The organism is Paenibacillus koleovorans NBRC 103111 (genome assembly GCF_004000845.1).
GTDB lineage: Bacteria > Bacillota > Bacilli > Paenibacillales > NBRC-103111 > Paenibacillus_AA > Paenibacillus_AA koleovorans.
Genome location: NZ_BIMA01000016.1, coordinates 14,160 through 38,995 on the forward strand (window position 1 = coordinate 14,160; position 24,836 = coordinate 38,995).

The 24,836-nt window shown below is 54.7% G+C and carries 28 protein-coding genes; all 28 read left to right on the forward strand.

Going from position 1 to position 24,836, the window contains the following annotated elements; all coding sequences use genetic code 11:
• The first annotated feature begins 40 nt into the window (after positions 1–40).
• The 28 genes from topA to flhB all read left to right on the forward strand — a co-directional run bounded on the left by topA (position 41) and on the right by flhB (position 24,822).
• A complete protein-coding gene (gene topA / locus PKO02S_RS07460) occupies positions 41–2,146 on the forward strand; it encodes a type I DNA topoisomerase (protein ID WP_127580588.1) in 2,106 nt (701 codons plus the stop codon).
• Positions 2,147–2,246: 100 nt separating this feature from the next.
• A complete protein-coding gene (gene trmFO, locus PKO02S_RS07465) occupies positions 2,247–3,611 on the forward strand; it encodes an FADH(2)-oxidizing methylenetetrahydrofolate--tRNA-(uracil(54)-C(5))-methyltransferase TrmFO (protein WP_373865199.1) in 1,365 nt (454 codons plus the stop codon).
• Positions 3,612–3,778: 167 nt separating this feature from the next.
• Positions 3,779–4,321 (forward strand): ATP-dependent protease subunit HslV, encoded by a 543-nt coding sequence (gene hslV, locus PKO02S_RS07470; RefSeq protein ID WP_127580592.1) that lies wholly within the window; start codon positions 3,779–3,781, stop codon positions 4,319–4,321.
• Between the two features lie 22 nt (positions 4,322–4,343).
• Positions 4,344–5,744 (forward strand): ATP-dependent protease ATPase subunit HslU, encoded by a 1,401-nt coding sequence (gene hslU, locus PKO02S_RS07475; RefSeq protein ID WP_127580594.1) that lies wholly within the window; start codon positions 4,344–4,346, stop codon positions 5,742–5,744.
• A gap of 26 nt (positions 5,745–5,770) precedes the next feature.
• Positions 5,771–6,550 (forward strand): GTP-sensing pleiotropic transcriptional regulator CodY, encoded by a 780-nt coding sequence (gene codY, locus PKO02S_RS07480; RefSeq protein WP_127580596.1) that lies wholly within the window; start codon positions 5,771–5,773, stop codon positions 6,548–6,550.
• A 255-nt stretch (positions 6,551–6,805) separates the two neighbouring features.
• Positions 6,806–7,207, forward strand: coding sequence for a flagellar basal body rod protein FlgB (gene flgB, locus PKO02S_RS07485; RefSeq protein ID WP_127580597.1), 402 nt, complete (start codon positions 6,806–6,808; stop codon positions 7,205–7,207).
• Between the two features lie 4 nt (positions 7,208–7,211).
• Positions 7,212–7,661 carry a flagellar basal body rod protein FlgC gene (gene flgC / locus PKO02S_RS07490; RefSeq protein WP_127580599.1) on the forward strand — a complete coding sequence of 150 codons (450 nt, stop codon included), beginning with the start codon at positions 7,212–7,214 and terminating at the stop codon, positions 7,659–7,661.
• 15 nt (positions 7,662–7,676) lie between these two features.
• On the forward strand, positions 7,677–7,988 hold the full coding sequence (gene fliE / locus PKO02S_RS07495; protein WP_127580601.1) for a flagellar hook-basal body complex protein FliE: 312 nt from the start codon (positions 7,677–7,679) through the stop codon (positions 7,986–7,988).
• A 43-nt stretch (positions 7,989–8,031) separates the two neighbouring features.
• Positions 8,032–9,618 (forward strand): flagellar basal-body MS-ring/collar protein FliF, encoded by a 1,587-nt coding sequence (gene fliF, locus PKO02S_RS07500; RefSeq protein ID WP_127580603.1) that lies wholly within the window; start codon positions 8,032–8,034, stop codon positions 9,616–9,618.
• An 11-nt stretch (positions 9,619–9,629) separates the two neighbouring features.
• Positions 9,630–10,652 carry a flagellar motor switch protein FliG gene (gene fliG, locus PKO02S_RS07505; protein WP_127580605.1) on the forward strand — a complete coding sequence of 341 codons (1,023 nt, stop codon included), beginning with the start codon at positions 9,630–9,632 and terminating at the stop codon, positions 10,650–10,652.
• Between the two features lies 1 nt (position 10,653).
• Positions 10,654–11,484, forward strand: coding sequence for a FliH/SctL family protein (locus tag PKO02S_RS07510; RefSeq protein WP_246066873.1), 831 nt, complete (start codon positions 10,654–10,656; stop codon positions 11,482–11,484).
• Complete coding sequence (gene fliI / locus PKO02S_RS07515; protein WP_127580609.1) at positions 11,477–12,799, forward strand: flagellar protein export ATPase FliI; 1,323 nt, start codon at positions 11,477–11,479, stop codon at positions 12,797–12,799. Before PKO02S_RS07510 ends, fliI begins: the two co-directional genes overlap by 8 nt.
• 4 nt (positions 12,800–12,803) lie before the next feature.
• On the forward strand, positions 12,804–13,244 hold the full coding sequence (fliJ, locus tag PKO02S_RS07520; RefSeq protein ID WP_127580611.1) for a flagellar export protein FliJ: 441 nt from the start codon (positions 12,804–12,806) through the stop codon (positions 13,242–13,244).
• A gap of 24 nt (positions 13,245–13,268) precedes the next feature.
• Complete coding sequence (locus PKO02S_RS07525) at positions 13,269–14,171, forward strand: magnesium transporter MgtE N-terminal domain-containing protein (RefSeq protein ID WP_127580613.1); 903 nt, start codon at positions 13,269–13,271, stop codon at positions 14,169–14,171.
• 45 nt (positions 14,172–14,216) lie between these two features.
• Complete coding sequence (locus tag PKO02S_RS07530; RefSeq protein ID WP_127580615.1) at positions 14,217–15,719, forward strand: flagellar hook-length control protein FliK; 1,503 nt, start codon at positions 14,217–14,219, stop codon at positions 15,717–15,719.
• A 27-nt stretch (positions 15,720–15,746) separates the two neighbouring features.
• Positions 15,747–16,172 (forward strand): flagellar hook capping FlgD N-terminal domain-containing protein, encoded by a 426-nt coding sequence (locus PKO02S_RS07535; RefSeq protein ID WP_127580617.1) that lies wholly within the window; start codon positions 15,747–15,749, stop codon positions 16,170–16,172.
• Positions 16,173–16,181: 9 nt separating this feature from the next.
• A complete protein-coding gene (locus tag PKO02S_RS07540; protein WP_127580618.1) occupies positions 16,182–16,568 on the forward strand; it encodes a TIGR02530 family flagellar biosynthesis protein in 387 nt (128 codons plus the stop codon).
• A gap of 90 nt (positions 16,569–16,658) precedes the next feature.
• The gene (locus PKO02S_RS07545) at positions 16,659–17,480 is read left to right on the forward strand and encodes a flagellar hook-basal body complex protein (RefSeq protein WP_127580620.1); all 822 of its coding nucleotides are present in this window, start codon (positions 16,659–16,661) and stop codon (positions 17,478–17,480) included.
• Positions 17,481–17,567: 87 nt separating this feature from the next.
• A complete protein-coding gene (locus PKO02S_RS07550; RefSeq protein WP_127580622.1) occupies positions 17,568–17,789 on the forward strand; it encodes a flagellar FlbD family protein in 222 nt (73 codons plus the stop codon).
• Positions 17,790–17,791: 2 nt separating this feature from the next.
• Positions 17,792–18,274, forward strand: coding sequence for a flagellar basal body-associated FliL family protein (locus PKO02S_RS07555; protein ID WP_127580624.1), 483 nt, complete (start codon positions 17,792–17,794; stop codon positions 18,272–18,274).
• A 38-nt stretch (positions 18,275–18,312) separates the two neighbouring features.
• Positions 18,313–19,314, forward strand: a complete 1,002-nt coding sequence (gene fliM, locus PKO02S_RS07560) for a flagellar motor switch protein FliM (protein WP_127580626.1) — start codon at positions 18,313–18,315, stop codon at positions 19,312–19,314.
• Positions 19,304–20,725 carry a flagellar motor switch phosphatase FliY gene (gene fliY, locus PKO02S_RS07565; protein WP_127580628.1) on the forward strand — a complete coding sequence of 474 codons (1,422 nt, stop codon included), beginning with the start codon at positions 19,304–19,306 and terminating at the stop codon, positions 20,723–20,725. Before fliM ends, fliY begins: the two co-directional genes overlap by 11 nt.
• A 20-nt stretch (positions 20,726–20,745) precedes the next feature.
• Positions 20,746–21,108 (forward strand): response regulator, encoded by a 363-nt coding sequence (locus tag PKO02S_RS07570; RefSeq protein ID WP_127580630.1) that lies wholly within the window; start codon positions 20,746–20,748, stop codon positions 21,106–21,108.
• A 61-nt stretch (positions 21,109–21,169) separates the two neighbouring features.
• The gene (locus PKO02S_RS07575) at positions 21,170–21,820 is read left to right on the forward strand and encodes a flagellar biosynthetic protein FliO (protein ID WP_127580632.1); all 651 of its coding nucleotides are present in this window, start codon (positions 21,170–21,172) and stop codon (positions 21,818–21,820) included.
• Positions 21,817–22,590 carry a flagellar type III secretion system pore protein FliP gene (gene fliP / locus PKO02S_RS07580; RefSeq protein ID WP_127580634.1) on the forward strand — a complete coding sequence of 258 codons (774 nt, stop codon included), beginning with the start codon at positions 21,817–21,819 and terminating at the stop codon, positions 22,588–22,590. The genes PKO02S_RS07575 and fliP overlap by 4 nt, the downstream gene beginning before the upstream one ends.
• 40 nt (positions 22,591–22,630) lie before the next feature.
• Positions 22,631–22,900, forward strand: a complete 270-nt coding sequence (fliQ, locus tag PKO02S_RS07585; protein WP_127580636.1) for a flagellar biosynthesis protein FliQ — start codon at positions 22,631–22,633, stop codon at positions 22,898–22,900.
• A gap of 10 nt (positions 22,901–22,910) precedes the next feature.
• Complete coding sequence (gene fliR / locus PKO02S_RS07590; protein ID WP_127580638.1) at positions 22,911–23,708, forward strand: flagellar biosynthetic protein FliR; 798 nt, start codon at positions 22,911–22,913, stop codon at positions 23,706–23,708.
• Between the two features lie 22 nt (positions 23,709–23,730).
• A complete protein-coding gene (gene flhB / locus PKO02S_RS07595; RefSeq protein WP_127580640.1) occupies positions 23,731–24,822 on the forward strand; it encodes a flagellar biosynthesis protein FlhB in 1,092 nt (363 codons plus the stop codon).
• The last annotated feature ends 14 nt before the right edge of the window (positions 24,823–24,836 follow it).

A 24,836-nucleotide genomic window follows, 5' to 3' on the forward strand; every position in this document is an offset into this window, starting at 1 on the left:
CTGATGAACGGTAGGACCATGAAGGGGGAGGGACGAACCTATGGCAGATTCGTTGGTTATTGTAGAATCACCCGCAAAAGCGAAAACGATCGGCAAATATTTGGGAAGCAAATATATCGTAAAGGCATCGATGGGTCATATCCGCGACCTTCCTAAAAGTCAGATCGGTGTTGAAGTGGACAACAGTTTCGAGCCGAAATATATTACGATCCGAGGCAAAGGGGCCGTACTGAAGGAACTGAAGGATGCGAGCAAAAAAGTGAAGCGCATCTATCTGGCGGCTGACCCGGATCGCGAAGGCGAAGCGATTGCCTGGCATTTGGCGCATTACTTGGAGGTCAAGGAATCCGACGCCTGCCGGGTCGTATTCAACGAGATTACGAAGCAAGCGGTGAAGGACGCCTTCAAGACGCCCCGGCCGATCGACATGGATCTGGTCAACGCGCAGCAGGCTCGACGCATCCTGGACCGGCTCGTTGGCTACAAGATTAGCCCTTTGCTCTGGAAGAAGGTGAAGAAGGGGTTGTCGGCAGGCCGCGTGCAATCCGTTGCGGTTAAGCTGATCCTGGATCGCGAGAATGAGATTGAGGAATTCGTGCCGGAGGAGTACTGGTCGATTACCGCCAAGCTCGGCATCAAGAACGCGGAGTTCGATGCCAAGTTTTACGGCATGAACGGCGAGAAGAAAGAGCTGACGAACGAAGCGGAAGTGCAGCAAGTGCTCCAGGCGATCGAGAAGAAGAAGTTCGTCGTGACGGATGTGAAGGAGAAGGAAAGATTGCGCAACCCTTCGCCGCCGTTCATTACGAGCTCGCTCCAGCAGGAAGCGGCCCGCAAGCTGAATTTCCGCGCGGCCAAGACGATGCAGATCGCCCAGCAGCTGTATGAGGGCGTCGAGCTGGGCAAGGAAGGCACCGTCGGTCTGATCACCTATATGCGTACGGACTCGACGCGGATTTCTCAGGTCGCGCAAGAAGAAGCGAAGGAATACATCGTCTCGACATACGGGGAGCCGTATTATCCGGAAACCCCCCGCGTGTATTTGAAAAAAGGGGCAAACGCCCAGGATGCGCACGAAGCGATTCGGCCGACCTCCGTCACGAGTACGCCTGACGAAATGAAAGGCTATCTGAGCCGTGATCAGCATCGTTTGTACAAACTCGTTTGGGAGCGATTTCTTGCGAGCCAGATGGCGTCCGCCGTACTCGACACGATGACCGTGGACATAGCCGTCGGGGATGTGCAGTTCCGCGCGGTTGGCTCGAAGGTCAAATTCGCCGGTTTCATGAAGGTGTATGTCGAAGGAACGGACGATGCGGTTGTCGAGGATGAGAAGATGCTGCCGCCGTTGAAGGCCGACGACAAGCTCGACAACAAAGCAATCGAGCCGAAGCAGCACTTCACCCAGCCTCCTCCACGATATACGGAAGCCAGACTCGTACGGGCTTTGGAGGAAATGGGCATCGGCCGACCTAGTACGTATGCTCCTACGCTCGAGACGATTCAGAAGCGCGGTTACGTCGCGATGGAAGAGAAGAAGTTCATTCCTACCGAGCTGGGCGGGCTCGTTATTCAATTGATGGTAGAGTTTTTCCCTGAGATCCTGAACGTTGAATTCACGGCACACATGGAAGAAGAGCTCGACCATGTCGAAGAAGGTAAAGTGGATTGGGTCAAGGTGCTCGACGAGTTCTATGGGACGTTCCAGAAGCGGCTTGAATTCGCTGAAGAGGAAATGAAGGAAGTAGAGATTCAAGATGAAATCACCGACATCCCTTGCGACAAATGCGGACGAATGATGGCGATCAAGATGGGGCGGTTCGGGAAGTTCCTGGCCTGTACCGGATTCCCGGAATGCCGCAACGCTAAGCCGATTGTCAAGGACATCGGTGTCACTTGCCCGAAGTGCAAGGAAGGCAAAGTGATCGAGCGCCGGAGCAAAAAAGGCCGCGTTTTCTACGGCTGCGATCAGTATCCCGGCTGCGATTTCGTCTCCTGGGATAAGCCGGTTGACAAACCATGTCCGGAATGCGGCGGCATGATGATCGAGAAAACGAACAAATCGGGGTCGAACTACATCTGTACGGTCTGCAACCACAAGGAAGAGATGGTGCAGGAGGAAGAAGACGGAGATATCGATTATTGAGCTGCCACAACGAACGCCTTTTGAGAACCGGCGCTTGCCCTTCGGGGGAGGCGGGTTCTCCAAGGGCGTTGTTTCCTGCTATGGCGGCTGGCGATGCTGCATGGAAAGCGATAGTTGCTGGAGAACCGATAGATGGGAGCGTGCGGGAGTGAGTGAGACGAAACGAGTAACGGTGATCGGAGCCGGTCTTGCCGGCAGCGAAGCCGCTTGGCAAATCGCCAAACAGGGCGTTCCGGTGACGCTGTATGAGATGAGGCCGGTGCGCAAGACGCCGGCGCATATAACGGACAAGTTCGCCGAGCTGGTGTGCAGCAACTCGCTGCGCGCGAACGGGCTGACGAACGCCGTCGGCGTGCTGAAGGAAGAGATGCGCCGCATGGATTCGCTCGTGCTGGCGGCGGCGGACAAACACGCCGTGCCGGCGGGCGGCGCGCTAGCAGTCGACCGCGACGGCTTCTCCGGCGAGATTACGTCTACCCTACGCGAGCATCCGCTGATCGAGGTGCTCACGGAGGAGTTGCGGGAGCTGCCGGATGGAATTACAGTCGTTGCAACAGGCCCGCTTACGTCTCCGGAGCTGTCGGAGCGGTTGAAAGCGCTGTTCGGCGAAGAATACTTGTATTTCTATGACGCTGCGGCGCCGATCGTAGAGAAGGACTCCATCGACATGAGCAAAGTGTACTTGGCGTCCCGCTATGACAAAGGGGAAGCGGCGTACCTGAATTGCCCGATGACGGAAGAAGAATTCGACCGATTCCACGATGCGTTGATCACTGCCGAGACGGCACCGATGAAAGAGTTCGAGAAAGAAATTTACTTCGAGGGCTGCATGCCGATCGAGGTGATGTCCAAAAGGGGCAAGCAGACGGCGCTATTCGGGCCGATGAAGCCGGTCGGGCTGATGAACCCGCACACGGGCAAGCTCCCTTATGCGGTCGTTCAGCTCCGCCAGGACAATGCAGCCGGAACGCTGTTCAATCTGGTCGGCTTCCAGACGCATTTGAAGTGGGGCGAGCAGAAACGGGTATTCTCGTTGATCCCCGGGCTCGAGAACGCAGAGTTTGTCCGTTACGGGGTCATGCACCGGAATACGTTCATCAATTCCCCGAAGCTGCTGCGGCCGACGTACCAATTTCGCGACCGGGACGATTTATTCTTTGCCGGACAGATGACGGGAGTCGAAGGGTACGTGGAATCGGCCGCCTCCGGCCTGATCGCCGGTATGAATGCAGGGCGTATGGCGCGCGGATTGGCATGCGTCACGCTGCCGCCGGAGACGGCACTAGGCAGCATGGCTCACTACATCACCTCCGCCGATCCGGCGCATTTCCAACCGATGAATGCCAACTTCGGTTTATTGCCGCCGGTAGAAGAACGCATTCGGAACAAAAAGCTGAAAAATGAAAAGCTTGCTGAGCGGGCTTTAGAAACAATTCAGAATTTTTCATCAACTTTACACAATTAGCTTGTGTCTGTCTTGTCCCATGTGGTACGATTGGGAAGGCAAAGTTTCGGTCGCACCTGATTCTTATCCTATTTGTGCATGTCCCAACATTCGCGCTCCATTCGAGAAACAGCAGCCCGTATCGCTTGCGACTGGCGCTGTTTCTTCACGTTCAAAGGAGGAACACGATGGATACATTTCACGCTACCACGATCTTCGCCGTCCGGCATAACGGAAAAGGGGCCATTGCCGGAGACGGTCAGGTGACGTTCGGCAACAGCATGGTCATGAAGCAGCAGGCGAGGAAGGTGCGCCGGTTGTACCGGGGCAAAGTCGTAGCGGGCTTCGCCGGCTCGGTTGCCGACGCGATCACCCTGTTCGAGAAGTTCGAGAGCAAGCTGGAGGAGCATCAGGGCAATCTGCAGCGCGCCGCCGTCGAGCTGGCCAAGGAATGGCGGTCCGATCGGGTGCTGAGACGCCTGGAAGCGATGATGATCGTGATGGACGCGCAATATTTGCTGCTCATCTCCGGCAACGGCGAAATCATCGAGCCGGACGACGGCGTCTTGGCGATCGGCTCGGGCGGCTCGTTCGCGCTGGCGGCGGGACGCGCGCTGAAGAAACACGCCACTCATCTGGAGGCTGGAGAGATGGCGAGAGCGGCGCTGGAGACGGCCGCGGACATATGCGTGTTCACGAATCATAACATTATTTTGGAAGAAGTTTCTTAAACGGAGAGGAGGCGCTGCTCCCATGAGCAAGAATCAAGCCGATTTGACGCCGAGACAAATTGTAGCGGAGCTGGACAAATACATCGTGGGCCAGAAAAAAGCGAAGAAGTCGGTCGCCGTTGCGCTTCGAAACCGGTACCGCCGCAACCGGCTGGAGGAATCGATCCGGGATGAGATCATTCCCAAAAATATATTGATGATCGGGCCGACCGGCGTCGGCAAGACGGAGATCGCCAGAAGGATGGCAAAGCTCGTCCATGCGCCGTTCATCAAGGTCGAAGCGACGAAATTCACGGAGGTCGGCTATGTCGGCCGCGATGTCGAGTCGATGGTCCGCGATCTCGTGGAGACGTCGATCCGCATCGTGAAGGCGGAGAAAACCGAGAAGCTGAAGGACAAGGCGGAGCAGATGGCCAACGAGCGCATCGTCAGCCTGCTCGTCCCGTCTCCGAAGAGCGCGAAGAGCCAGCGCAACCCGCTGGAGATGCTGTTCGGAGGAGGCAACCAGAATCAGCAGGAGTCGGCGGAGCCGGACCCGGGAATCGTACAGCGGCGCGCGGAGATCAAGGAGAAGCTACACAAGGGCGAGCTCGAGCATCAGACGATCGAGATCGAGGTCGAGGACAACGCGCCTTCGATGTTTGATATGTTCGCTGGGCAGGGTAATGAGCAGATGGGGATGAACATGCAGGAGATGTTCGGCAATCTGATGCCCAAGAAGCTGCGCAAACGCCGGCTGACGGTGAAGGAAGCGCGGGTGGTGCTGACTCAGGAGGAAGCCCAGAAGCTGATCGACATGGACGAGGTGACGCAGGAGTCGATTCGGCGGGCGGAGCAGTCCGGCATCATTTTCATCGACGAGATCGATAAAATCGCCAATTCCGGTCGAGGCTCTGGGCCTGACGTATCCCGCGAAGGCGTTCAGCGCGACATTTTGCCGATTGTTGAAGGCTCTACGGTCATGACCAAGTATGGCCCGGTGAAGACGGACTATGTGCTGTTCGTCGCCGCCGGCGCCTTCCATACGTCGAAGCCGTCCGATCTGATTCCCGAATTACAGGGCCGGTTTCCGATCCGTGTAGAGCTGTCCTCGCTGACCAAGGAGGATTTCGTCCTTATTCTGAAGGAGCCTCAAAACGCGCTTACCAAGCAGTATACCGCTCTGCTGGAGACGGAGGGCATTCGCGTCGATTTCTCGGACGAGGCGATCGACGAGATCGCCCGCATCGCCGCCGAGGTCAACCAGAACACCGACAATATCGGGGCGCGCCGGTTGCATACGATCCTGGAGAAGCTGCTCGAGGATTTGTCGTTTGAAGCGCCGGACATTTCGCTGGAGGAAATCGTCATTACACCCGAGTACGTTCGGGACAAAATAGCCGATATCGCACAAAACCGTGACTTGAGTCAATACATTTTGTAATACCGTTGTCGTCAGGAGGGAGCCACATGAGTTTATTAGCGAAAACCAGAAGATTGAACCGACTGCTTCAGAAGGCGGCCGGGAACTCGGTCAGCTTCATGGAGATGTCGGAGGTGCTGCGCGACTTGATCGCCGCCAACATTTTCGTCGTGAGCCGCAAGGGGAAAATATTAGGTTATGCGATCGCCGATGCGTTCGAGTCGGACAGCTTGAGCACGATGATTACGATCGATCGCCGGTTGCCGGAGGATTACAACAACATCCTGAAGAAGATCGAGGAGACGTCCTCGAATTTGGATGAGGACAGCCCGTACCAGCGATTCACCGCCACGATTCAGTCGTTTTTCGACCAGAAGGTCGTTACGATCATCCCGATTATCGGCGGCGGCGACCGTCTGGGAACGCTTGTCCTGACCCGTGCGGTCGAGCCGTTCATCGACGACGATCTGATTATGTCCGAATATGGGTCTACAGTCGTAGGTATGGAGATTTTGCGGGAGCGCGCCGAGGAAGTGGAGCTGGAAGCCCGCAGCAAAGCGGTCGTACAAGTAGCGGTCAGCTCGTTGTCCTACAGCGAGATGGAAGCGGTCGATCATATCCTTGAGGAGCTGAAGGATAAGGAAGGGCTGCTCGTCGCCAGTAAAATCGCGGATCGTGTCGGCATTACCCGGTCCGTCATTGTCAATGCGCTGCGCAAGCTGGAGAGCGCCGGCGTCATCGAAACCCGCTCGCTCGGGATGAAGGGGACGTACATCAAGATTTTGAACGACCAGCTCATCCAGAGCTTGACTCGCGCCAAAGTGTAGCACCGACGAAAGTAGCAGGACCAACAGCCAATCTGGCGGATACAGCCGCCTGTTTTTAGCCCTATCGGGAAAGATAGGGCTTTTTGCTTATTGCGGGAGTTGCGAATTTTGTAGAAACTATTACTGGTTAATAGGTTACAAAAATAGACATTTTCTGTTGATAATTAATTTGTAAACCGGCTCGAAAAAGAAGGAAAATTAGTTGGTCTGTGGAATACATTAATATTAAACTTCTACTGAAAGTGGGATTTTCCTATGATTTTGTGGAACAAACCTAGTCTGCAAATGATGGAACGCACGATCGATGCCGCTACATTTCGACAAAAGGTTATTTCCAACAATGTCGCAAACGTCGACACGCCCTATTTCAAAAGGTCCGATGTCGTGTTCGAGGATCTGCTCCAGCAGGAGCTTCAGACCCAGACGATCGAGGGCTATAGAACGGATCCTCGGCATATCCCGATAGGACGTAAGACCACCGTTTCGCCCGAAGTGATGAGGGACGAGAAGTCGCTCATGAACAATAACTTCAATAACGTGGACATTGATTATGAAATGACGCTCCTGGCGAAAAACCAGCTCCGTTACAACGTGTTGATGACGCAAGTGAATCACGATCTCAAGATGTTCCGCACAGCGATCAATGGGGGGCGATAAGTAAATGAAGCTGACCAACGGATTCGATATCAGTTCCTCGGCCTTGACCGCTCAGCGGTTTCGGATGGACGTGATCTCCTCCAACATTGCGAATGCAGACACGAACCGCGGCAAGCTGGTGAACGGCAAGTGGGTGCCTTACACGCGCAAAGTCGTGACGATGGAATCGAAGGAAGCCGTACCTTTCGCCCAGCGGCTCAGCAACGCCATGCAGCGCGGAACCGGCGAAGGCGTACGCGTCTCCCGGCTGTTCGAGGACAACGCGCCGTTCAAGCTGGAATACAACCCGACGCATCCGGATGCGGACGAGAACGGGTACATCCAACTGCCTAACGTAGACATTTTGAAAGAAATCGTCGATATGATGTCGGCTACCCGATCCTATGAAGCTAACGTCACAGCACTGAACGCAACCAAATCGATGATCACCAAAGCGTTGGAAATCGGGAGATAACGGGGGATATTGAGGATGATAGAGAAGGTGGGGTTTCTGGTTAAACCTCCGATCGTACCGACATTGGAATCGAAAACGGAACAACCGACCGGGGCTGTGGATGTGTCCAAAAGCTTCGGGCAGTTTCTGAACGACGCCTTGAAATCGGTAGAGGATCAACAGAAGGTAACCGGAATCTTGAACGAAAAGTTCGTTACGGGGGAGCTTGCCGACGTGCATCAATTGACGATCGCGGCCGAGAGAGCGTCTCTCAGCTTGGAGTTGACCGTCCAACTTCGCAACAAAGCTATTGAAGCTTATCAGGAAATCATGAGAACGCAGCTCTAACCTTACATAATTCATAGCAGATAAGCTTCGGCGGGGTGACAAGGTGAACGAAACAATCGTCCAATATAAAGATCGGTTGCTTCAGTATTGGAAACAAGCGAGCAAGATGCAAAAATATATGATCATCGGTACCGTTGTGTTCTTAATCGCGGTGCTGGTGCTCACTTCCATCAACTTATCCAAAACAGAGTATGCGCCTGCCTTCACGAGCTTGCAGCCGAATGATGCCGCCGGCATCAAAGAATATCTGGACGGGGCGAAAATTCCATATAAACTGAGCGCGGACGGCAAGACGATCAGCGTGCCGACGAGCCAAGCGGCTTCAGTGAAGCTCGATGTCGAGTCGAAGGGACTCAACAAGGGCGGCTCGCTGGGCTATGCCGGCATGTTCCCGAGCAACAGCATGTTCGGGATGTCTGACAGCCAGCTGCAAATCAAGAAGCTCAGCGCCATGCAAGGCGAGATTCAGATGATGTTCAATCAAATCAGCGGCGTCGGCAATTCGAAGGTGCTCATCACGGTTCCGGATGAAAGCAAATTCATTACAACCAACGTGGAGCAGTCCAAAGCCTCCGTCGTCCTGACATTGCTGCCCGGCTATCGGTACGATCAAGCTCAGATCGATACGATGTACAATCTGGTGGCGAAGACGGTTCCGAATTTGAAGCATGAGAACATTACGATCTCCAACCAGAACTTCGAACCGATGGAATACTCCAAGTCTGCGAGTATCTCGAATTTGAATGGAGACTTAGCTGATAAACAGTTCGCAATCAAAAACCGGTTTCAGGCCGATATCCAAAAAAATATTACGAACCTGCTGAACAAAATCGTCGGGCCGGATAAAGTGGTCGTTAGCGTCGTATCCAATTTGAACTTCGATCAGGTGAAAACGGCGACGCAAACCTTCCAGCCTGTGAATCCCACTGAAACGCTCGGGATACCGCGAAGCAGCCAGACGAACACGAAGTCTTCCGCCACCAAAGGAACGACGACTGGCGGAATACCCGGCACCGGTACGACCGACGTGCCGACCTATCAGGCGAACAGCGCATCGGGCGGCAACTCGGAGTCGGAAGAACGCAACGAAATCATCAACTATGAAATAAACGAGATTAAAAGCGATATTGTTGCAAGTCCATACGTTGTAAAGGATTTGTCCATCAGCGTAGGGATCGAGCCTCCTGTTCGGGACGATCCGAACTCGCTCTCGCAAGAAATGCGTACATATTTGCAGCAAGCGTTGGAGAGCATCGTAGCTACATCGCTCGCTGATAGCGGCACGACGTTCACGCCCGAGCAGCTGACGCGCAAGGTGACGTTGTTCGTGCAGCCGTTCGCCGGGGTCGGCACGGTATCGACCGGCGGCATCAGCAGCTACTGGATGTATGGTGCGATCGGGGCCGCAGCCCTGCTGGCGGCAGGATTAGGCGGCTACATGATGCGTAGAAGACGATTGAATGCGATGATAGAAGAAGAGATTCCGGCGCCTCCGGTTGTAGAACTGCCTACGATCGATATTGAGAATGTATCGCCGGAAAATCAGATGCGCAAACAGCTCGAGTCGCTGGCCAAGAAGAAACCGGAAGATTTCGTGAATTTGCTGCGCACTTGGCTAGTTGATGAATAGGGGGAAGCACAATGGCTAAAGGGGGACAGCTGCAGGCTGGGTTGACAGGCCGCCAGAAAGCGGCGATCTTGCTCATTAGCCTTGGTCCGGAAGTATCGGCGCAAATTTTCAAGCATCTGAGAGAAGAAGAGATCGAGCAGCTGACGCTGGAAATCGCCAACGTCCGCAAGGTCGATGCTGCGGAGAAAGAGAAAATATTGGCCGAGTTCCACCAAATTTGTTTGGCCCAGGAATACATCTCCCAAGGCGGTATTTCGTACGCCAAGGAGATTTTGGAGAAAGCGCTTGGATCAGGCAAGGCGATGGATATTATTAACCGGTTGACGGCCACGCTGCAGGTGCGGCCGTTCGATTTTGCCCGCAAAGCCGATCCCGCACAAATCTTGAACTTCATTCAGAACGAGAACTCGCAGACGATCGCCTTGATCCTGTCCTATTTGCAGTCCGAGCAAGCTTCCATCATTCTCTCCTCGCTGCCGCAGGAGAAGCAGGCGGAGGTGGCGAAACGGATCGCTCTGATGGACAGCACCTCACCGGAGGTTATCACGCAGGTTGAACGCGTGCTGGAGCAGAAGCTGTCGTCTACGGTCACCCAGGACTACACGTCGGCAGGCGGCATCGAAGCGATTGTGCAAATTCTGAACGGAGTCGACCGAGGCACGGAAAGGACGATTCTGGACTCGCTCGAGATTCAAGATCCGGAGCTGGCCGAAGAAATCAAGAAGAGGATGTTCGTCTTCGAGGACATCGTCAATATCGACAACCGTTCGATCCAGCGAATTATCCGCGATATCGAGAATTCCGACCTGCAGCTGGCACTGAAAGTGGCGAGCGAAGAAGTGCGCGAGATCATCTTCCGCAACATGTCGAGACGGATGGCCGAGACGTTCCGCGAAGAGATGGAATATATGGGGCCCGTTCGGCTGCGTGACGTCGAAGAGGCGCAAACCCGCATCGTAGCTACGATCCGCCGACTGGAAGAAGCCGGAGAGGTCATTATCGCGCGCGGCGGAGGAGATGATATCGTTGTCTAGGGTGATCAAGTCTTCCCGCGTAATTAGCGTTGACGATATTGTGTTAGTCCAGCCGTTGGCGTCGCCGCGTTCGGAGTATGAGGAGCAAGCGCCGATTGAAGCGGAGCCGGTGCCGGACCCCAAGAGCAAGGCCGAGCAAGAAGCGGAAGCGCTGAAGCAGCGGCTGCTGGCCGATGCCGAGTCGGCGGCGGCGACCATCGTCGCACAAGCCAAGACGGCGGCGGATAAAACGAAGCAAGACGCCCAGCGCGAGATCGATGCGTGGTGGCAGGAGCGCAGAAAAGCCGATACGGAGCAGGCGGCCAAGGCCAAGGAAGACGGCCATCAGCAAGGATATAAGAAGGGATACGCGCAAGCGGAATCCGAGATCAAGGACAAATACAATCATTTGATCGATAGCGCGAATGGCATTGTCCAACAAGCGATGGCGATCAAGCAGGAAATGATCCTTGAGGCCGAACCGTTCCTCATCGAGCTCAGTACGTCGATCGCGGAGAAAATAATCGGCCGCCAATTGCAGATGGAGCCGGATTGGGTTGTGGAGTCGATCCGCAAGACGCTTCAGCGCAAGCGTGAGCTCGGGGTTATCTCGCTCTGTGTGGCTCCTTCGCAATTCAGCTTCGTGCAAGACGCTCGCGAGGAGCTGTTGCTCTCGATCGATTCCCAGGCGGAGCTGCAAATTTTACCGGATCCTAACGTTCATGACTACGGGTGCGTCGTACGTTCCTCGCTCGGCAGTATAGACGCGCGGATCGACACCCAGCTTGAAGAAATCAAAAAAGCTTTGCTGCATGTATACCGAAGTGGCGAGGGGAATCCCGGTGATGAATAGCGTCTTCCAGGCGCACAAGTACATCGAGCAGCTGAATCAGATGGATCCCGTTCGGGTGAACGGCAAAGTAACGCAAGTGATCGGATTGACCGTAGAGTCGGAAGGTCCGGACGCGAGCGTTGGAGATGTGTGCTACATTTATCCCTATAAATCTTCCAAACCGCTGCAAGCGGAAGTAGTAGGATTTCGCAACAATAAGGTTATTCTGATGCCGCTCGGTGAGCTGCAATCGATCGGCCCCGGCTGCGATGTCGTCAGCACCGGCAAGCCGCTTACGGTGTCCGTCGGAACCGAGCTGCTCGGCAAAGTGCTCGACGGGCTGGGTCAGCCGATGGACGGCTCTCTGCTGCCGGCGCGCATGGCCCAAGTGCTCACGACGAACACGCCGGGCAATCCGCTCAAGCGCCAACGGGTGCTTCACCCGATTAGCGTAGGAGTGCGCTGCATCGACGGCTTGCTGACGATCGGCAAAGGACAGCGCGTCGGGATCTTCGCCGGCTCGGGCGTCGGTAAGAGCACGCTGATGGGCATGATTGCGCGCAACACGTCTGCGGACGTGAACGTCATCGCGCTGATCGGCGAACGGGGCCGCGAGGTGCTCGATTTCATCGAGCGCGACCTCGGCCCGGAAGGGTTGGCGCGATCGGTCGTTATCGTGGCGACCTCCGATCAGCCGGCGCTCGTGCGGATCAAAGGCGCGTTGATAGCGACATCCGTCGCCGAATATTTCCGCGACCGCGGCCTGAACGTCATGCTGATGATGGACTCGGTCACCCGGTATGCGACGGCGCTGCGCGAAGTCGGTCTAGCGGTAGGTGAGCCGCCGGCGACGCGTGGCTATACGCCTTCCGTATTCGCCAATCTGCCCAAGCTGCTCGAGCGGGCGGGCACGGGGCCGAAAGGGTCGATTACGGCTTTCTACACCGTGCTCGTAGACGGCGACGATATGAATGAACCGATAGCCGATACGGTGCGCGGCATTCTGGACGGCCATATCGTGCTGGATCGGAGCTTGGCGAACAAAGGCCACTATCCGGCGATCAACGTACTAGCCAGCGTCAGCCGCTGTATGAAGGAAATCGTGCCGGAAAGGCAGATGGATGCGGCGGATCAGCTAAAGCGTCTGTTAGCTACTTATAGAGATTCGGAAGACTTGATCAATATCGGGGCGTATCAGAGCGGATCCAATCCGGAGATTGATCTGGCGATTCAATCGGTTCCACAGATCAACGGCTACTTGAGGCAGAAGACGTCCGAGAAAGTCAGCTATGACCTGGCATCCACGCAGTTGATGCAGCAATTTATCGGAGGATGAGTGCATGAAGTATCGGTATCCTTTACAAAAGCTGGTCGATCTGAAGGCGAATGAGAAGACGCAGGCGGAGTGGATGCTCGCCGACGCGATCGGGCAACTGCAGCAAGAGCGGGAAGCGTTGGCTCGGCTGGAGCGAGAGCAGGACGACATGCGGGTTCGGCTGAACGACGCGCCGCAGAGCCGCATGCCGATTGCAGAGCTTCGCTTGCTGCAAGACTATTACGATTACCGGGTGCAGGCGGTACGCAGACAGGCGAAGCAGGTCGACGACGCCGAGCAGCAAGTGGCCTTCCGCCAGCAGCAGCTGACGGAGAAGATGAAGGAAGAGAAAGTATGGGAGAAGGCCAAGGAGAAGGCTTTCCACCAGTTCATGACGATCATGCAAAAAAAAGAGCAGGATGAGCTCGACGAAATTGCCTTGACTCGCCGCGTACAAACGGTATAACTAACATCCAAAGGGGGGGTTATCGTGGCAAAAGCCGAGGTGGAAAAATCAGCGTACGGCGCATTTGAACGATTGCTGTTTTTCGCGACGCCGATCATTTTCACAGTCGTTTTGCTGGGCGTCCTTTTTGCGCTGTTCGATCAAAGCTTGTTGAACGGGATGCTGCGGGCAGGGAACAAAGTGCCGGTGCTGGAGAAGTTCATTCCGGATCCGACCGAGCCCGTAGGGAAGCCCTCCAAACCGTCCACCACCAACACGGAACCGAATTTCGAAGAACAGGCGTTGCAGCTTCAGAATACGATCAAGCAGCTGGAAGCGAGCTTGAGTCAATCGACCCTGGCCGGTCAGACGAAGGATCAATCGATCAAGGACTTGCAGGCGCAGGTGGCGGCCCTTCAGGAGCAATCAAAAGCGAAGACCCAGGAAGACGCCGAATACAAGACGCAGGTGCAACAGCTCGCGAGCATGTACGCCAAGATGTCCCCAAGTAAAGCGGCTCCGATTCTGGAGAACATGACCTTGAAGGAAGCGGTGCTCATCCTGAGCGAGATGAAGGCGAACGACCGAGGCGAGATTTTGGAAAAGATGGACCCGAGAATCGCAGCTAACGCCTCCATTCAGTTGAAAGACGTAGTGCCGACTAAAGACAGGACGATCGCCGCCTTGCAGGAACGCCTCGAAGTGAACCAGAAGCAAGCGGCACTGCCACAGACGGTCAGTAAGGAAGACTTAGGCGCCACATTCTCCGGGATGGACGCCAAGAGCGCTTCGGCGATTTTGCTCGAGATGTACCCGCTTAATCAGACGCGTGTGCTGCAGATTTTGGCCAGCATTGACAATGGTGGTCGCTCCCGTATTCTGGCGGAGATGACCAAGACGAATAAACCGGCGGCGGCGGCCTTGTCGAGCCGATTAGCGGAGTCATAATCGATTCACCCATCCGATCTCGCATGAAAGGAGGTGATAAAACAAATGGAAACCGCACGCATGTTATTGGGTTCCCCCCCAGCAGCTTCAACGGCAACCGGCGCAACCGGCGTTCCGACTGCGAATGGTGCAGCCGACACCGGAGCTGCAGGTAAGGCTGGTTTTTTCCAAACGCTGGCGCAAGTGATGCAGAACGGTCAGACAGGCGCTGACACCGGATCTTCAGGAGCACTCCCTGTTGCGAGTGTGCCCGGAATGCTGATCGGCCTTGTGGAAGGCGCCACTCAGAAGGATGGAACGAACGGTCCTACGCTCGACCAGCTGATTGCCATGCTGCTCCAAGCGGCACAGCAGAAAACCGCCGACGCGTCCGGAGAAGGAAGCGATCTGCGCGACTTCGACTGGCAATCGCTGCTCGCCGAGCTGCAAGCGCTCTTGATGCAGGTAACCGTACAAGCTCAGCCGACCCAACAAGCGGAAGCAAGGCAAGACGGAGCCTTCCTCCAGTTGGATGCCGACGCTGCAGGAAAACCGTCAACACCGCTTATGACGCTGTTGGCCGAGTGGCTGGAGACGCAAAACGGCGTCAACGAAAAGAAACATTCGCTTGCGTCGTTCGCAGAGCTGATCAAGCCGCTGCTTGCAGAATTGACCGCCCGTGCCGCACAGACTTCAACTTCAGCAGGAGCCCATGCGCAGACAGCCGCTCCAGTCGACAGCATGCCGCAGCAATCGATGCCAGCCGTATTCGACGGGCTTCGCTCCCTCCATCGCAAATCCGGTCAAGAGGGCAGGTCCAATTCCGCCAATACCGTCCCTGTGCACCTGGTGCAAGTCGTGAACGATGGAGCCGCTCAATCGGCGCTTAACCGACTGGCTGCCAAATTCCAGCCGCTGGTGCAAGTAGTTGCCGCAAGCGGAGGTGTATCGGGTTCGACCGAGCAAGTTCAAACGCAAGCCGCGATCGCACCGGAGCCACTCTCGGCTGCGTCAGAGGAGACGAACGCAGGCGCCCAGCAAGTATTCCGGATGCCAACAGCCAGCGAGCCTATGGTTCAGACCGGCGAGAAGCCCGTGATTCATGGGAATCGTTTCGCGCAAGAGATGGGACAGCTGCTCAAGTCGATGAACTTGAACCAAACCGGCGGGCACTCGGAAATTCGCATTACGCTGATGCCGGAGCACCTGGGCCAAGTTGATGTGAAGCTGTCGATGCACAATGGCCAGCTGATCGCACAATTCGTAGCTGGTTCGGTGCATGGCAAAGATTTGCTGGAAAGCCAGCTGCCTCAGCTGAGAGCCGTGCTCCAGGACCAAGGGTTGCAAGTCGACCGCTTGGAAGTAAAGCAAGGTGGATCCGCGTCCTTCGGGATGTTCCAGGACCAGAAAGGGCAGCAGCAATCGTCGCAGCAATTCCAGCGCCAATCGTCGAACGAATCGTCTGACTGGGAGGAGACGTCGGCGCTTGATTTCGAGGGCGAGCTGAGCCAGTTGAACGAACGCAAGGTTACGTTGGATGGAGCCGGCACTTTCGACGTATCGGCTTAACGAGTCCTGATCTGGAGGAGAAGACCTATGGCGCAAAAGGTTGGCGTTATGAACGGCACGTACTACTACAACAACACCACGACGCGCAAGACGGGATCCAGCGAGATGGGACGCGACGAATTTATGAAAATTTTGATCACGCAGATGTCCAATCAGGACCCCACCAAGCCGCTCGAGGATAAAGAATTTATCGCACAGATGGCTCAATTCACTTCCGTGGAGCAGTTAGCGAACATGGCGACCGAGATGAAGCTGATGCGCCAATCGGCCGGCTGGGCTTCGTCGCTGATCGGCAAGTCGATCAGTTGGGCGTTGATCAATCCCGATACGCAAGAGTCGGTCATCCAATCCGGTGTTGTGGAAGCGATCAGTATCAAAGAAGGTCAGCAGTATGTAAATGTGAACGGCCAGGATGTGCCAATGGGGCAAATTTCAAAAATCTGGGAGGAGTAGGTGATTGGAATGGCTGATCGCATCTCAGTCGGACGGATGTTTCCGAACGTAGCGCCGCCGGTTGCGAACCGTAAGCCGCTCGATTCCGCTCGACCGCATCCTTATCCAGGTGCTCGCTCGTTCCAAGACGTGCTCAACGAGAACGTCGTCCGGCTCAGCCAGCATGCCGAAACCCGTTTGCAGCAACGAGGCATCCAATTGAAGCCGGAGCAGATGGAACGGATTCAGAGCGCGATCGACAAGGCGGCGTCCAAAGGGTCCAAAGACTCGCTTGTTTTGATGGACGATATCGCCCTGATCGTGAACGTGAAGAATCGGACCGTAGTGACCGCCATGGACGGAGCGTCGATGAGAGACAATGTGTTTACGCAAATCGACAGCGCCATTATCATTTAGAACGGGCTGGCCCTCTTAGAGGAAGCCCCAGGGTTGCCGACCGCTAGAAGCGACCCGCCATATTCAGCAAACAGTCTAGGAGGAAAACGAATGTTAAGATCCTTGTATTCGGGCGTATCCGGGATGAGAGGGTTTCAGACGAAACTCGACGTCATCGGGAATAACATCGCCAACGTCAATACAGTGGGCTTCAAGGCTGGACGCGTCATGTTCAAGGACATCTTGAGTCAGACGGTTTCCGGCGTATCCGCCCCAACGGACGGTGGTCCGGGCGGTGTCAACGCCAAGCAGATCGGGCTTGGGATGACCGTAGCCGCAATCGACACGGTCTTCACGCCGGGCAGCGCGATGACGACCAATACGGTAACCGACCTGCGGATTGACGGCGACGGATTTTTCGCCCTTACGCCCGGCGACGGAGACGCTTCGATCTATTTGAGCCGGATGGGCAACTTCACGATCGACTCCGCGCGCAACCTGGTCAATGCGGACGGGATGCATGTCGTGAACACCGACGGAGAATCCATCGTATTGGATGAAGAAGTAGTCGCCTTCTCGATTGCTCAGAGCGGCGAAATTATCGCGATCAATGCCGGAGGGTTGGCTGAGCCTACGGGCAACTTTATAGCCGTCGTGAAAGTGACGAACCCGTCCGGTTTGGAGAAGATCGGTAACAACCTGTTCCGCAGCACGCCTAACTCTAACGTGGACGTAGAGCTTGAGCTGTCGTTGGCCAACGACCCCGCTACCGGTACCGGCGCCATCATCTCGGGCCAGCTCGAAATGTCGAACGTGGAGCTGACGAACGAGCTGACGGAAATGATCGTCGCGCAGCGCGGCTTCCAGGCGAACTCCAGAATCATCACCACCTCCGACGAGGTGTTGCAGGAAATATTGAACCTGAAGCGTTAAGGATATAGACCTCTGATTCGGTAATGGGGCGAGCCGCATTCGCCCCTCCCGGTCGGGTTCCACCAAAGAGTTTCGGGAGGGGAAGAAATGGTTACGCTCACTCGCTTGAACGGGTCCAAATTTACGCTCAACGCCTTGCTGATCGAAACGATGGAACAGACGCCGGACACGGTGATTACCCTGACTTCGGGCAAAAAATTTGTCGTTCTCGAAGAGGTGCCCCTTGTGGTAAGCTTAGTGAAAACGTATTTGCAAAGCATTGGGGCGATCCGGGTGGCCATGAAGAATAACGTTCCGGAGGAATCGTAGATATGTTGAAAAGTAGAATGCTCCAATGGCTCATCATGATCCTGATCTCGATCACTTTGATTACGATGGCCGGCTTTTTCTTATGGAATTATTTGGACGAGAAATCGCAACCGGAAGATCCGTCCGTCGCCGCAGCGGCTTCCGTCGACGGGGTCAAGCCCAAGAAGCTTACCGCCGATCAGATGCTGGAGCAGACGGTGGAGATCGCCGATATTACGACCAACTTGATCGGCAAAGATTTCGTCAAAATCAGCTTCGCCTTCGAGCTGGACAGCAAGAAGTCGAAGGAAGAGTTCGAGAAATTGAATACGCGCGTCAAGGCCATCATCATTCAGACTTTGGCCGATCTGAACGCGGAGCAAATCCGCGGCAGCAAAGGCTACGATCTGATCAGCACGAGTCTACTGAACAAGATCAACCCCATTCTGACCGCCGGCAAGCTGAGACAGGTTGACATCACGAGCATTAATATTGTGCTGAACTAAGAAGCCACAACGGGTGTGTTAAGGGGGGTGAATCGAAAATGGTGGACGTCTTATCCCAGAATGAGATCGATGCGTTATTGGCTGCCTTGTCCTCCGGGGAGATGGATGCGGAGGAGCTCAAAAAAGAAGAAACGCAGAAGCGGGTCAAATCGTACGATTTCAAACGCGCGACACGATTCTCGAAAGATCATCTCCGCAGCTTGACGCGGATTCATGAGAACTTCGCCCGCTATTTAACGACCTACTTCTCCTCTCAGCTGCGGACGTTCGTGCAGATCAACGTCGTCCAAGTCGAGCAGCTGCCGTATGACGAGTTTATCCGCTCTATTCCGAAGATGACGATTCTGAACATTTTCGAGGCGGAGCCGCTGGAAGGACGCATGGTGCTGGAGGTCCACCCGAACGTCGCGTTCGCGATGCTGGACCGCATGCTCGGTGGACCGGGCAGCTCGCCGGCCAAGATCAACTCGCTTACCGAAATCGAAACGATTGTCATGGAGCGTATTTTCAGCCGGGCGTTCGACAGCTTGCAAGAAGCGTGGCGCACGGTTATCGACCTGTCTCCGCGCATGGAGACGCTGGAGACGAATCCGCAGTTCATGCAGATCGTATCTCCGAACGAAACGATCGCCCTGATCTCCCTGACGACGAAGATCGGCGACACGACGGGGATGATCAACCTTTGTATTCCGCACGTCGTCATTGAACCGATCATGCCGCGACTTTCGCTGCATCATCAATTTTTGTCCCAACGCAAGAGCAGAGCTCCTGAGGAAGTGGAATCGCTGAAGGAGCGCGTGAACAAAGCGAAGCTGCCGCTCGTCGCCGAGCTTGGACAGTCGGAGATTACGGTTCGCGAGTTTCTGAATTTGAATGTGGGCGACGTCATTACCCTTAACAAGGAAGTAAACCATGGCCTTGATATCAAGGTAGGCGAAAAAGTGAAATTTATCGGTAGTCCCGGCACGATAAAGGACCGGTTGGCCGTTCAAATAACGGAGGTTATTACTGAAGAGGGGGAGGATGAGTATGACGAATAATAAAGATTATTTGTCCCAGGAAGAGATCGACGCTCTGCTCCGTCAAACGGTCGAGGACTCGATGGATTTCTCCGGCACGGCCAGCGTGGACGATTATTTGTCTCCGATCGAACAGGATGCGCTTGGGGAAATCGGCAACATCACGTTCGGCAGCGCGGCGACGGCGTTATCGACCTTACTCGGCAAAAAAGTGGACATTACTACGCCTCAAGTGTCCATCGTCGCCCGCCATATGCTCGAAGAGGAATTTCCAAGCCCGCACGTGGCGGTACATGTGAACTATGTCGACGGCTTCGACGGCATCAACCTGCTGGTCATCAAGACATCGGATGCGCAAGTGATTGCGGACTTGATGATGGGAGGCAGCGGCAAGAGCGGCGGAGAGCTGTCCGAAATTCATATCAGCGCCGTCCAGGAAGCTATGAACCAAATGATGGGTTCGTCGGCCACATCGATGTCCACGATTTTCAATCGCTTCGTGAACATCTCGCCGCCGGGCATCAACATTCTCGATATGGCGAACGGGGAAGGAAAAGACAAGCTGCCTCACGAAGATGTTTTCGTGAAAATATCGTTCCGCCTGATCATCGGCGATCTGATCGATTCGACGATCATGCAGCTGCTCCCGGTATCGTTCGCGAAAGAAATGGTGTCGATTCTGATGGGTGGAGCCGAGATTGAGCTCGATCCTACACCTTCGTACAGCAGCAAGCCCTCACATTCGGCACCGCCGGCGAGAGAGCCTGCAGGGTTCGCGACGACCAGCTCGAATGCGCCGCCGCCGTACGATCCGTTCGGCCAAACGGCTAGTCAGCCGCCTTACCAGCAGCAACAGCCGTTCCAGCAACAACCGTATCCGCAGCAGCCTTACCAAGATCCTTATTATCAGCAGCAACCGCAATACCAGCAGCCGCCTTATCAACCGCCTTCGCCAGGATACGGCGGACCCGCTATGCAGCAAGGGTATGGACAGCCGATGATGCAACCGCCGGCGCCGAATTACGGCTATCAGCACGATTATCAGCAGCAGCAGCCCCCGGCCGCACCGCAGCCGCATACGCCGAACAACTACGGGACGTTTCCGAACCGCAATGTCAGCGTACAACCAGCCGAGTTCGGCAAGCTAAGCGGGCCGCATGTGCATACCGACGAGACGAATCTGAATTTGCTGCTCGACATCCCGCTTAAGGTAACAGTGGAGCTGGGCCGCACGAAGAAAGTCATCAAAGAGATTTTGGAGTTCTCGCAAGGCTCGATAATCGAGCTGGACAAACTGGCGGGCGAACCGGTCGACATTCTTGTGAACAACAAGCTGATCGCCAAAGGGGAAGTCGTCGTAATCGACGAGAACTTCGGGGTGCGCGTTACGGACATTGTCAGCCAGATGGATCGAATTCAAAAATTACATTAACCGGGGAGGACTGGACGCTAATGGCGAACAGAATTTTAATCGTAGACGACGCAGCATTTATGAGAATGATGATCAAAGACATCCTGTCCAAAAACGGTTATGAAGTAGTAGGCGAAGCTCAAGACGGAGCGATTGCGATCGAGAAATACAAAGAGCTGAAGCCGGATTTGGTCACGATGGACATCACGATGCCGGAGATGGATGGAATTGCGGCGCTGAAGGAAATCAAGCGGTTCGACGGGGCGGCCAAAGTCATTATGTGTTCGGCCATGGGGCAGCAAGCGATGGTAATCGATGCGATTCAAGCAGGGGCGAAAGACTTCATCGTGAAGCCGTTCCAGGCGGATCGGGTTATTGAAGCGATCAAGAAGACGCTGGGCTAATCGCAAGCGGCGGCAATTACGCCTCCGCCTTCGGGCGGCAGGCCAGGAAGGGCGATGGCAAGTGAAACGCAAATGGCTGGGCCTGCTCCTCATCGTCGTCTTGGTCGGCGTGCTGCTGGGCGGTACGATCGGCATGGCGGCGGAGCCGTCCGGATTGGACGGGCTGATCGAGGATCGCGGGGAAGCTCTGACGCAAGGGAGTTCTCCCGGCGTCGTAGTGATGGTTGTAAAGGTCCTATTTTACCTTATCATTATTATCGGCTTGTTCTTCCTAATAATGAAGATTATAGCCCAAAAAAATAGAACGATGATGCGAGGCCGGGCGCTTAACACATTGGGCGGCGTACCGCTTGGCCAGAACAAGTCCTTGCAGGTGGTGGAGGTCGGTCGTTCGATCTATTTGCTTGGGGTAGGCGACAATGTGCAGTTGATTCAAAAAATTGACGACCCGGAAGAAGTCGCTTATTTGCTAGAAGCGATGACTTCCAGCTCGAGCGGTTCGCTCGGGGGGATGAGCCAGCTGACCGGCTGGTTGGCCTATTGGAAGAAACCCGCCGCGACGCCGAGCGAACGAATGGACGAGGAAGATTTAACCGCCTATTCGTTCCAGGAAGTGTTCCAGAGCAAGATGGGGCATATGGCGAATCGCAAAAAAAAGATGGAAGAGTTGCTGAACAATATGAATCATCCAAATCGGTCGTCGGACGAATGAAGAAACGAACCATGAAGCTAGTCATCCTGTTCGCTCTGCTGCTGATCGGAATTGCTGTGCCGACCACTGTGTTCGCCGCCGACCCGATCCCGGGCATCTCCTTCGATATCGGCAATGCGGAAGGCGCGGAAGGTGCAACCAACACCATCACGCTCATCCTGATCATAACGATTCTAAGTCTCGCTCCTTCGATTCTGATCATGATGACTTGTTTTACTAGAATCGTGATCGTCCTGGGTTTCGTCCGAACATCGCTCGGCACGCAGCAGATGCCTCCGAACCAAGTATTGATCGGCATCGCGTTGTTCATGACCTTATTCGTTATGGCGCCTACGATCGGCGAGATTAACGAGACGGCCGTTCAGCCTTATCTGAAAAATCAGCTCACTCAAACGCAGGCGCTTGGCCAAGCGGCCGTGCCGCTGAAGAAGTTCATGATCGCACAAACCCGCGAGAAAGACCTGCTGCTGTTCCTGAACTATTCCAAGGCGCAGAAGCCGGCGACGGTATTGGATACGCCGCTTACGGCGCTTATTCCCGCTTACGCCATCAGCGAGCTGAAGACCGCGTTCCAGATGGGCTTTATGATCTTTATCCCGTTTCTGGTCATCGATATGATTATCGCGAGTACGCTCATGTCAATGGGGATGATGATGCTCCCGCCAATCATGATCTCGCTGCCGTTCAAGATTTTGCTGTTCGTTTTAGTAGACGGTTGGTACTTGGTAGTCAAATCTTTGCTGCTCAGCTTCAACGCCCCTGTCTCATGACGTAGATAGACCGATATAGCCAACAAGAGGAGGAGCGGCGTTGAATTCGGAATTTGTGATCCAATTGGCGAGCGAGGCTGTATACACCGTCCTGAAAGCCAGCGCGCCGATGCTGCTCTTGGCGCTAATCGTCGGGTTGATCATCAGCGTGTTCCAGGCGGCTACCCAGATTCAAGAGCAAACATTGGCCTTCGTGCCCAAAATTGTAGTCGTTCTGCTATCGATTCTAGTATTCGGACCTTGGATTTTACAGACGCTCATCGATTACACGTACAATCTATTGAACAACTTGTACAAGTACATCAGTTAGGTGGAGAAGGATGCAGGAGCTTATTCCATATCTTCCTAATTTTCTGCTTATTTTTTGTCGAATAACCGCTTTTTTTGTCTCGGCACCGATTTTTTCCACACGCGGGGTGCCGCCAACCTTCAAGATCGGCCTGGCGTTTTTCGTCTCGTTCATCCTGCTCGCCTCTTCCGAAATGGAAAAGCCTCCGATCACGATGGACAGCGACTATATTTTGGCGATTCTGAAAGAAACTTTGATCGGATTGCTGCTTGGGTTTATCGCTTACATCTTTTTCAATGCGGTGCAAATCGCGGGTTCGTTCATCGACATTCAGATGGGGCTTGGCATTGCCAACGTCATCGATCCGATGAGCGGCGTTTCCAGTCCGATTATGGGCAACTTCAAGTTTATTATCGCCATTCTCTTGTTTCTCTCGATCAATGGCCATCATTATATGATCGCCGCCTTGGTTCGCAGCTACGAGATCGTGCCGCTGGGCCAAGGGATTTTTGAGGCAATCGCGACAGGCGCCCCGAACGACCATATGATTCGCTCGTTCGCGAGCATGTTCGCGCTCGCCCTGCAGCTGTCGGCTCCGCTCGTCGTTTGTTTGTTTATGACCGACGTCGGACTCGGGATTCTCTCGAAGACGGCCCCGCAGTTCAATATTTTCGTTGTGGGCGTGCCGATCAAAATTATGGTAGGTTTTCTGCTGCTGCTTCTGGTTATACCCGGCATGCTGTTCTTGTTTCAGGATTTGTTTCAGTCGATGTTCGAAGCGATGGAGCAGATGATGAACTTGCTTCGGGCCTCGCCGTCCGCATCCTAGACCGGTTCGAAGGAGCATCGATATGCAGGCTTACCGCTTGAAACTGAATTTGCAGCTGTTTGCCGGAGAGAAGACGGAGCCAGCGACGCCCAAGAAACGCCAGGATGCCCGGAAAAAAGGGCAAGTGGCCAAGAGCATGGAGCTGCCGTCCGCCTTTATCCTGCTCGGCGTACTGCTCGTCCTGTTCATGTACGGCTCTGTCATGCGAGACCGTATTACCCGCATGTTCACGACTACATTTTACGACTACATACACCAGGAAGTGACCTACAGCAACATCATCTCCATGTTTTCGCAGCTGATGATGGAAGGCCTCATCTTGCTCGCTCCGATATTCCTGCTGGCGGTCGTCGTCGCGTTCCTGGCGGTATACCTGCAGATTGGATTTCTGTTGACGGGCGAGCCGCTCAAGCCCTCGTTCGAGAAGCTCGATCCTATCAAGGGATTGGCTAATTTGTTCAAGCTGCGCTCCCTTGTTCAACTGATCAAGTCGGTTCTCAAGCTCGTCATTATCGGAACGGTCGTGTTCTTCACCATCTGGAACGACCGAGACATGATCGTGCAAATGGCGGCATGGCCGCTCACCGATACGTTCGCGCACACGGCTCACCTGATTCTCATTTTAGGGGTGCAGATCGCGATCATTTTATTGGTACTGGCGTTATTCGATTATTTCTATCAAAAGTATGAGCTGGAGAAAAGCTTGAAGATGTCCAAGGACGACATCAAGCAAGAGTACAAGAACATGGAAGGCGACCCGCTGATCAAAGGCAAAATTCGCGAGAAGCAGAAGCGGATGGCGATGCAGCGGATGATGCAGGAAGTGCCGAAAGCCGACGTGGTCATCACGAACCCGACTCACTTCGCGGTCGCGATGAAGTACGATCCGAAGCAGGCGGAAGCGCCGATCGTGCTGGCCAAAGGAATGGATTACGTTGCGCTCAAAATTCGCCAAGTCGCGAAGGAGCACAACATCGTAACGATGGAAAACAAGCCGCTCGCCCGGGCGCTGTATGAGCAGGTGGAGATCGGACAGACGATTCCCGCCGACCTGTTCCAAGCGGTAGCCGAGGTGCTGGCATACGTATACAAGCTTAAAGGAAAAGCGAAGTAAGGGAAGGAGGACCG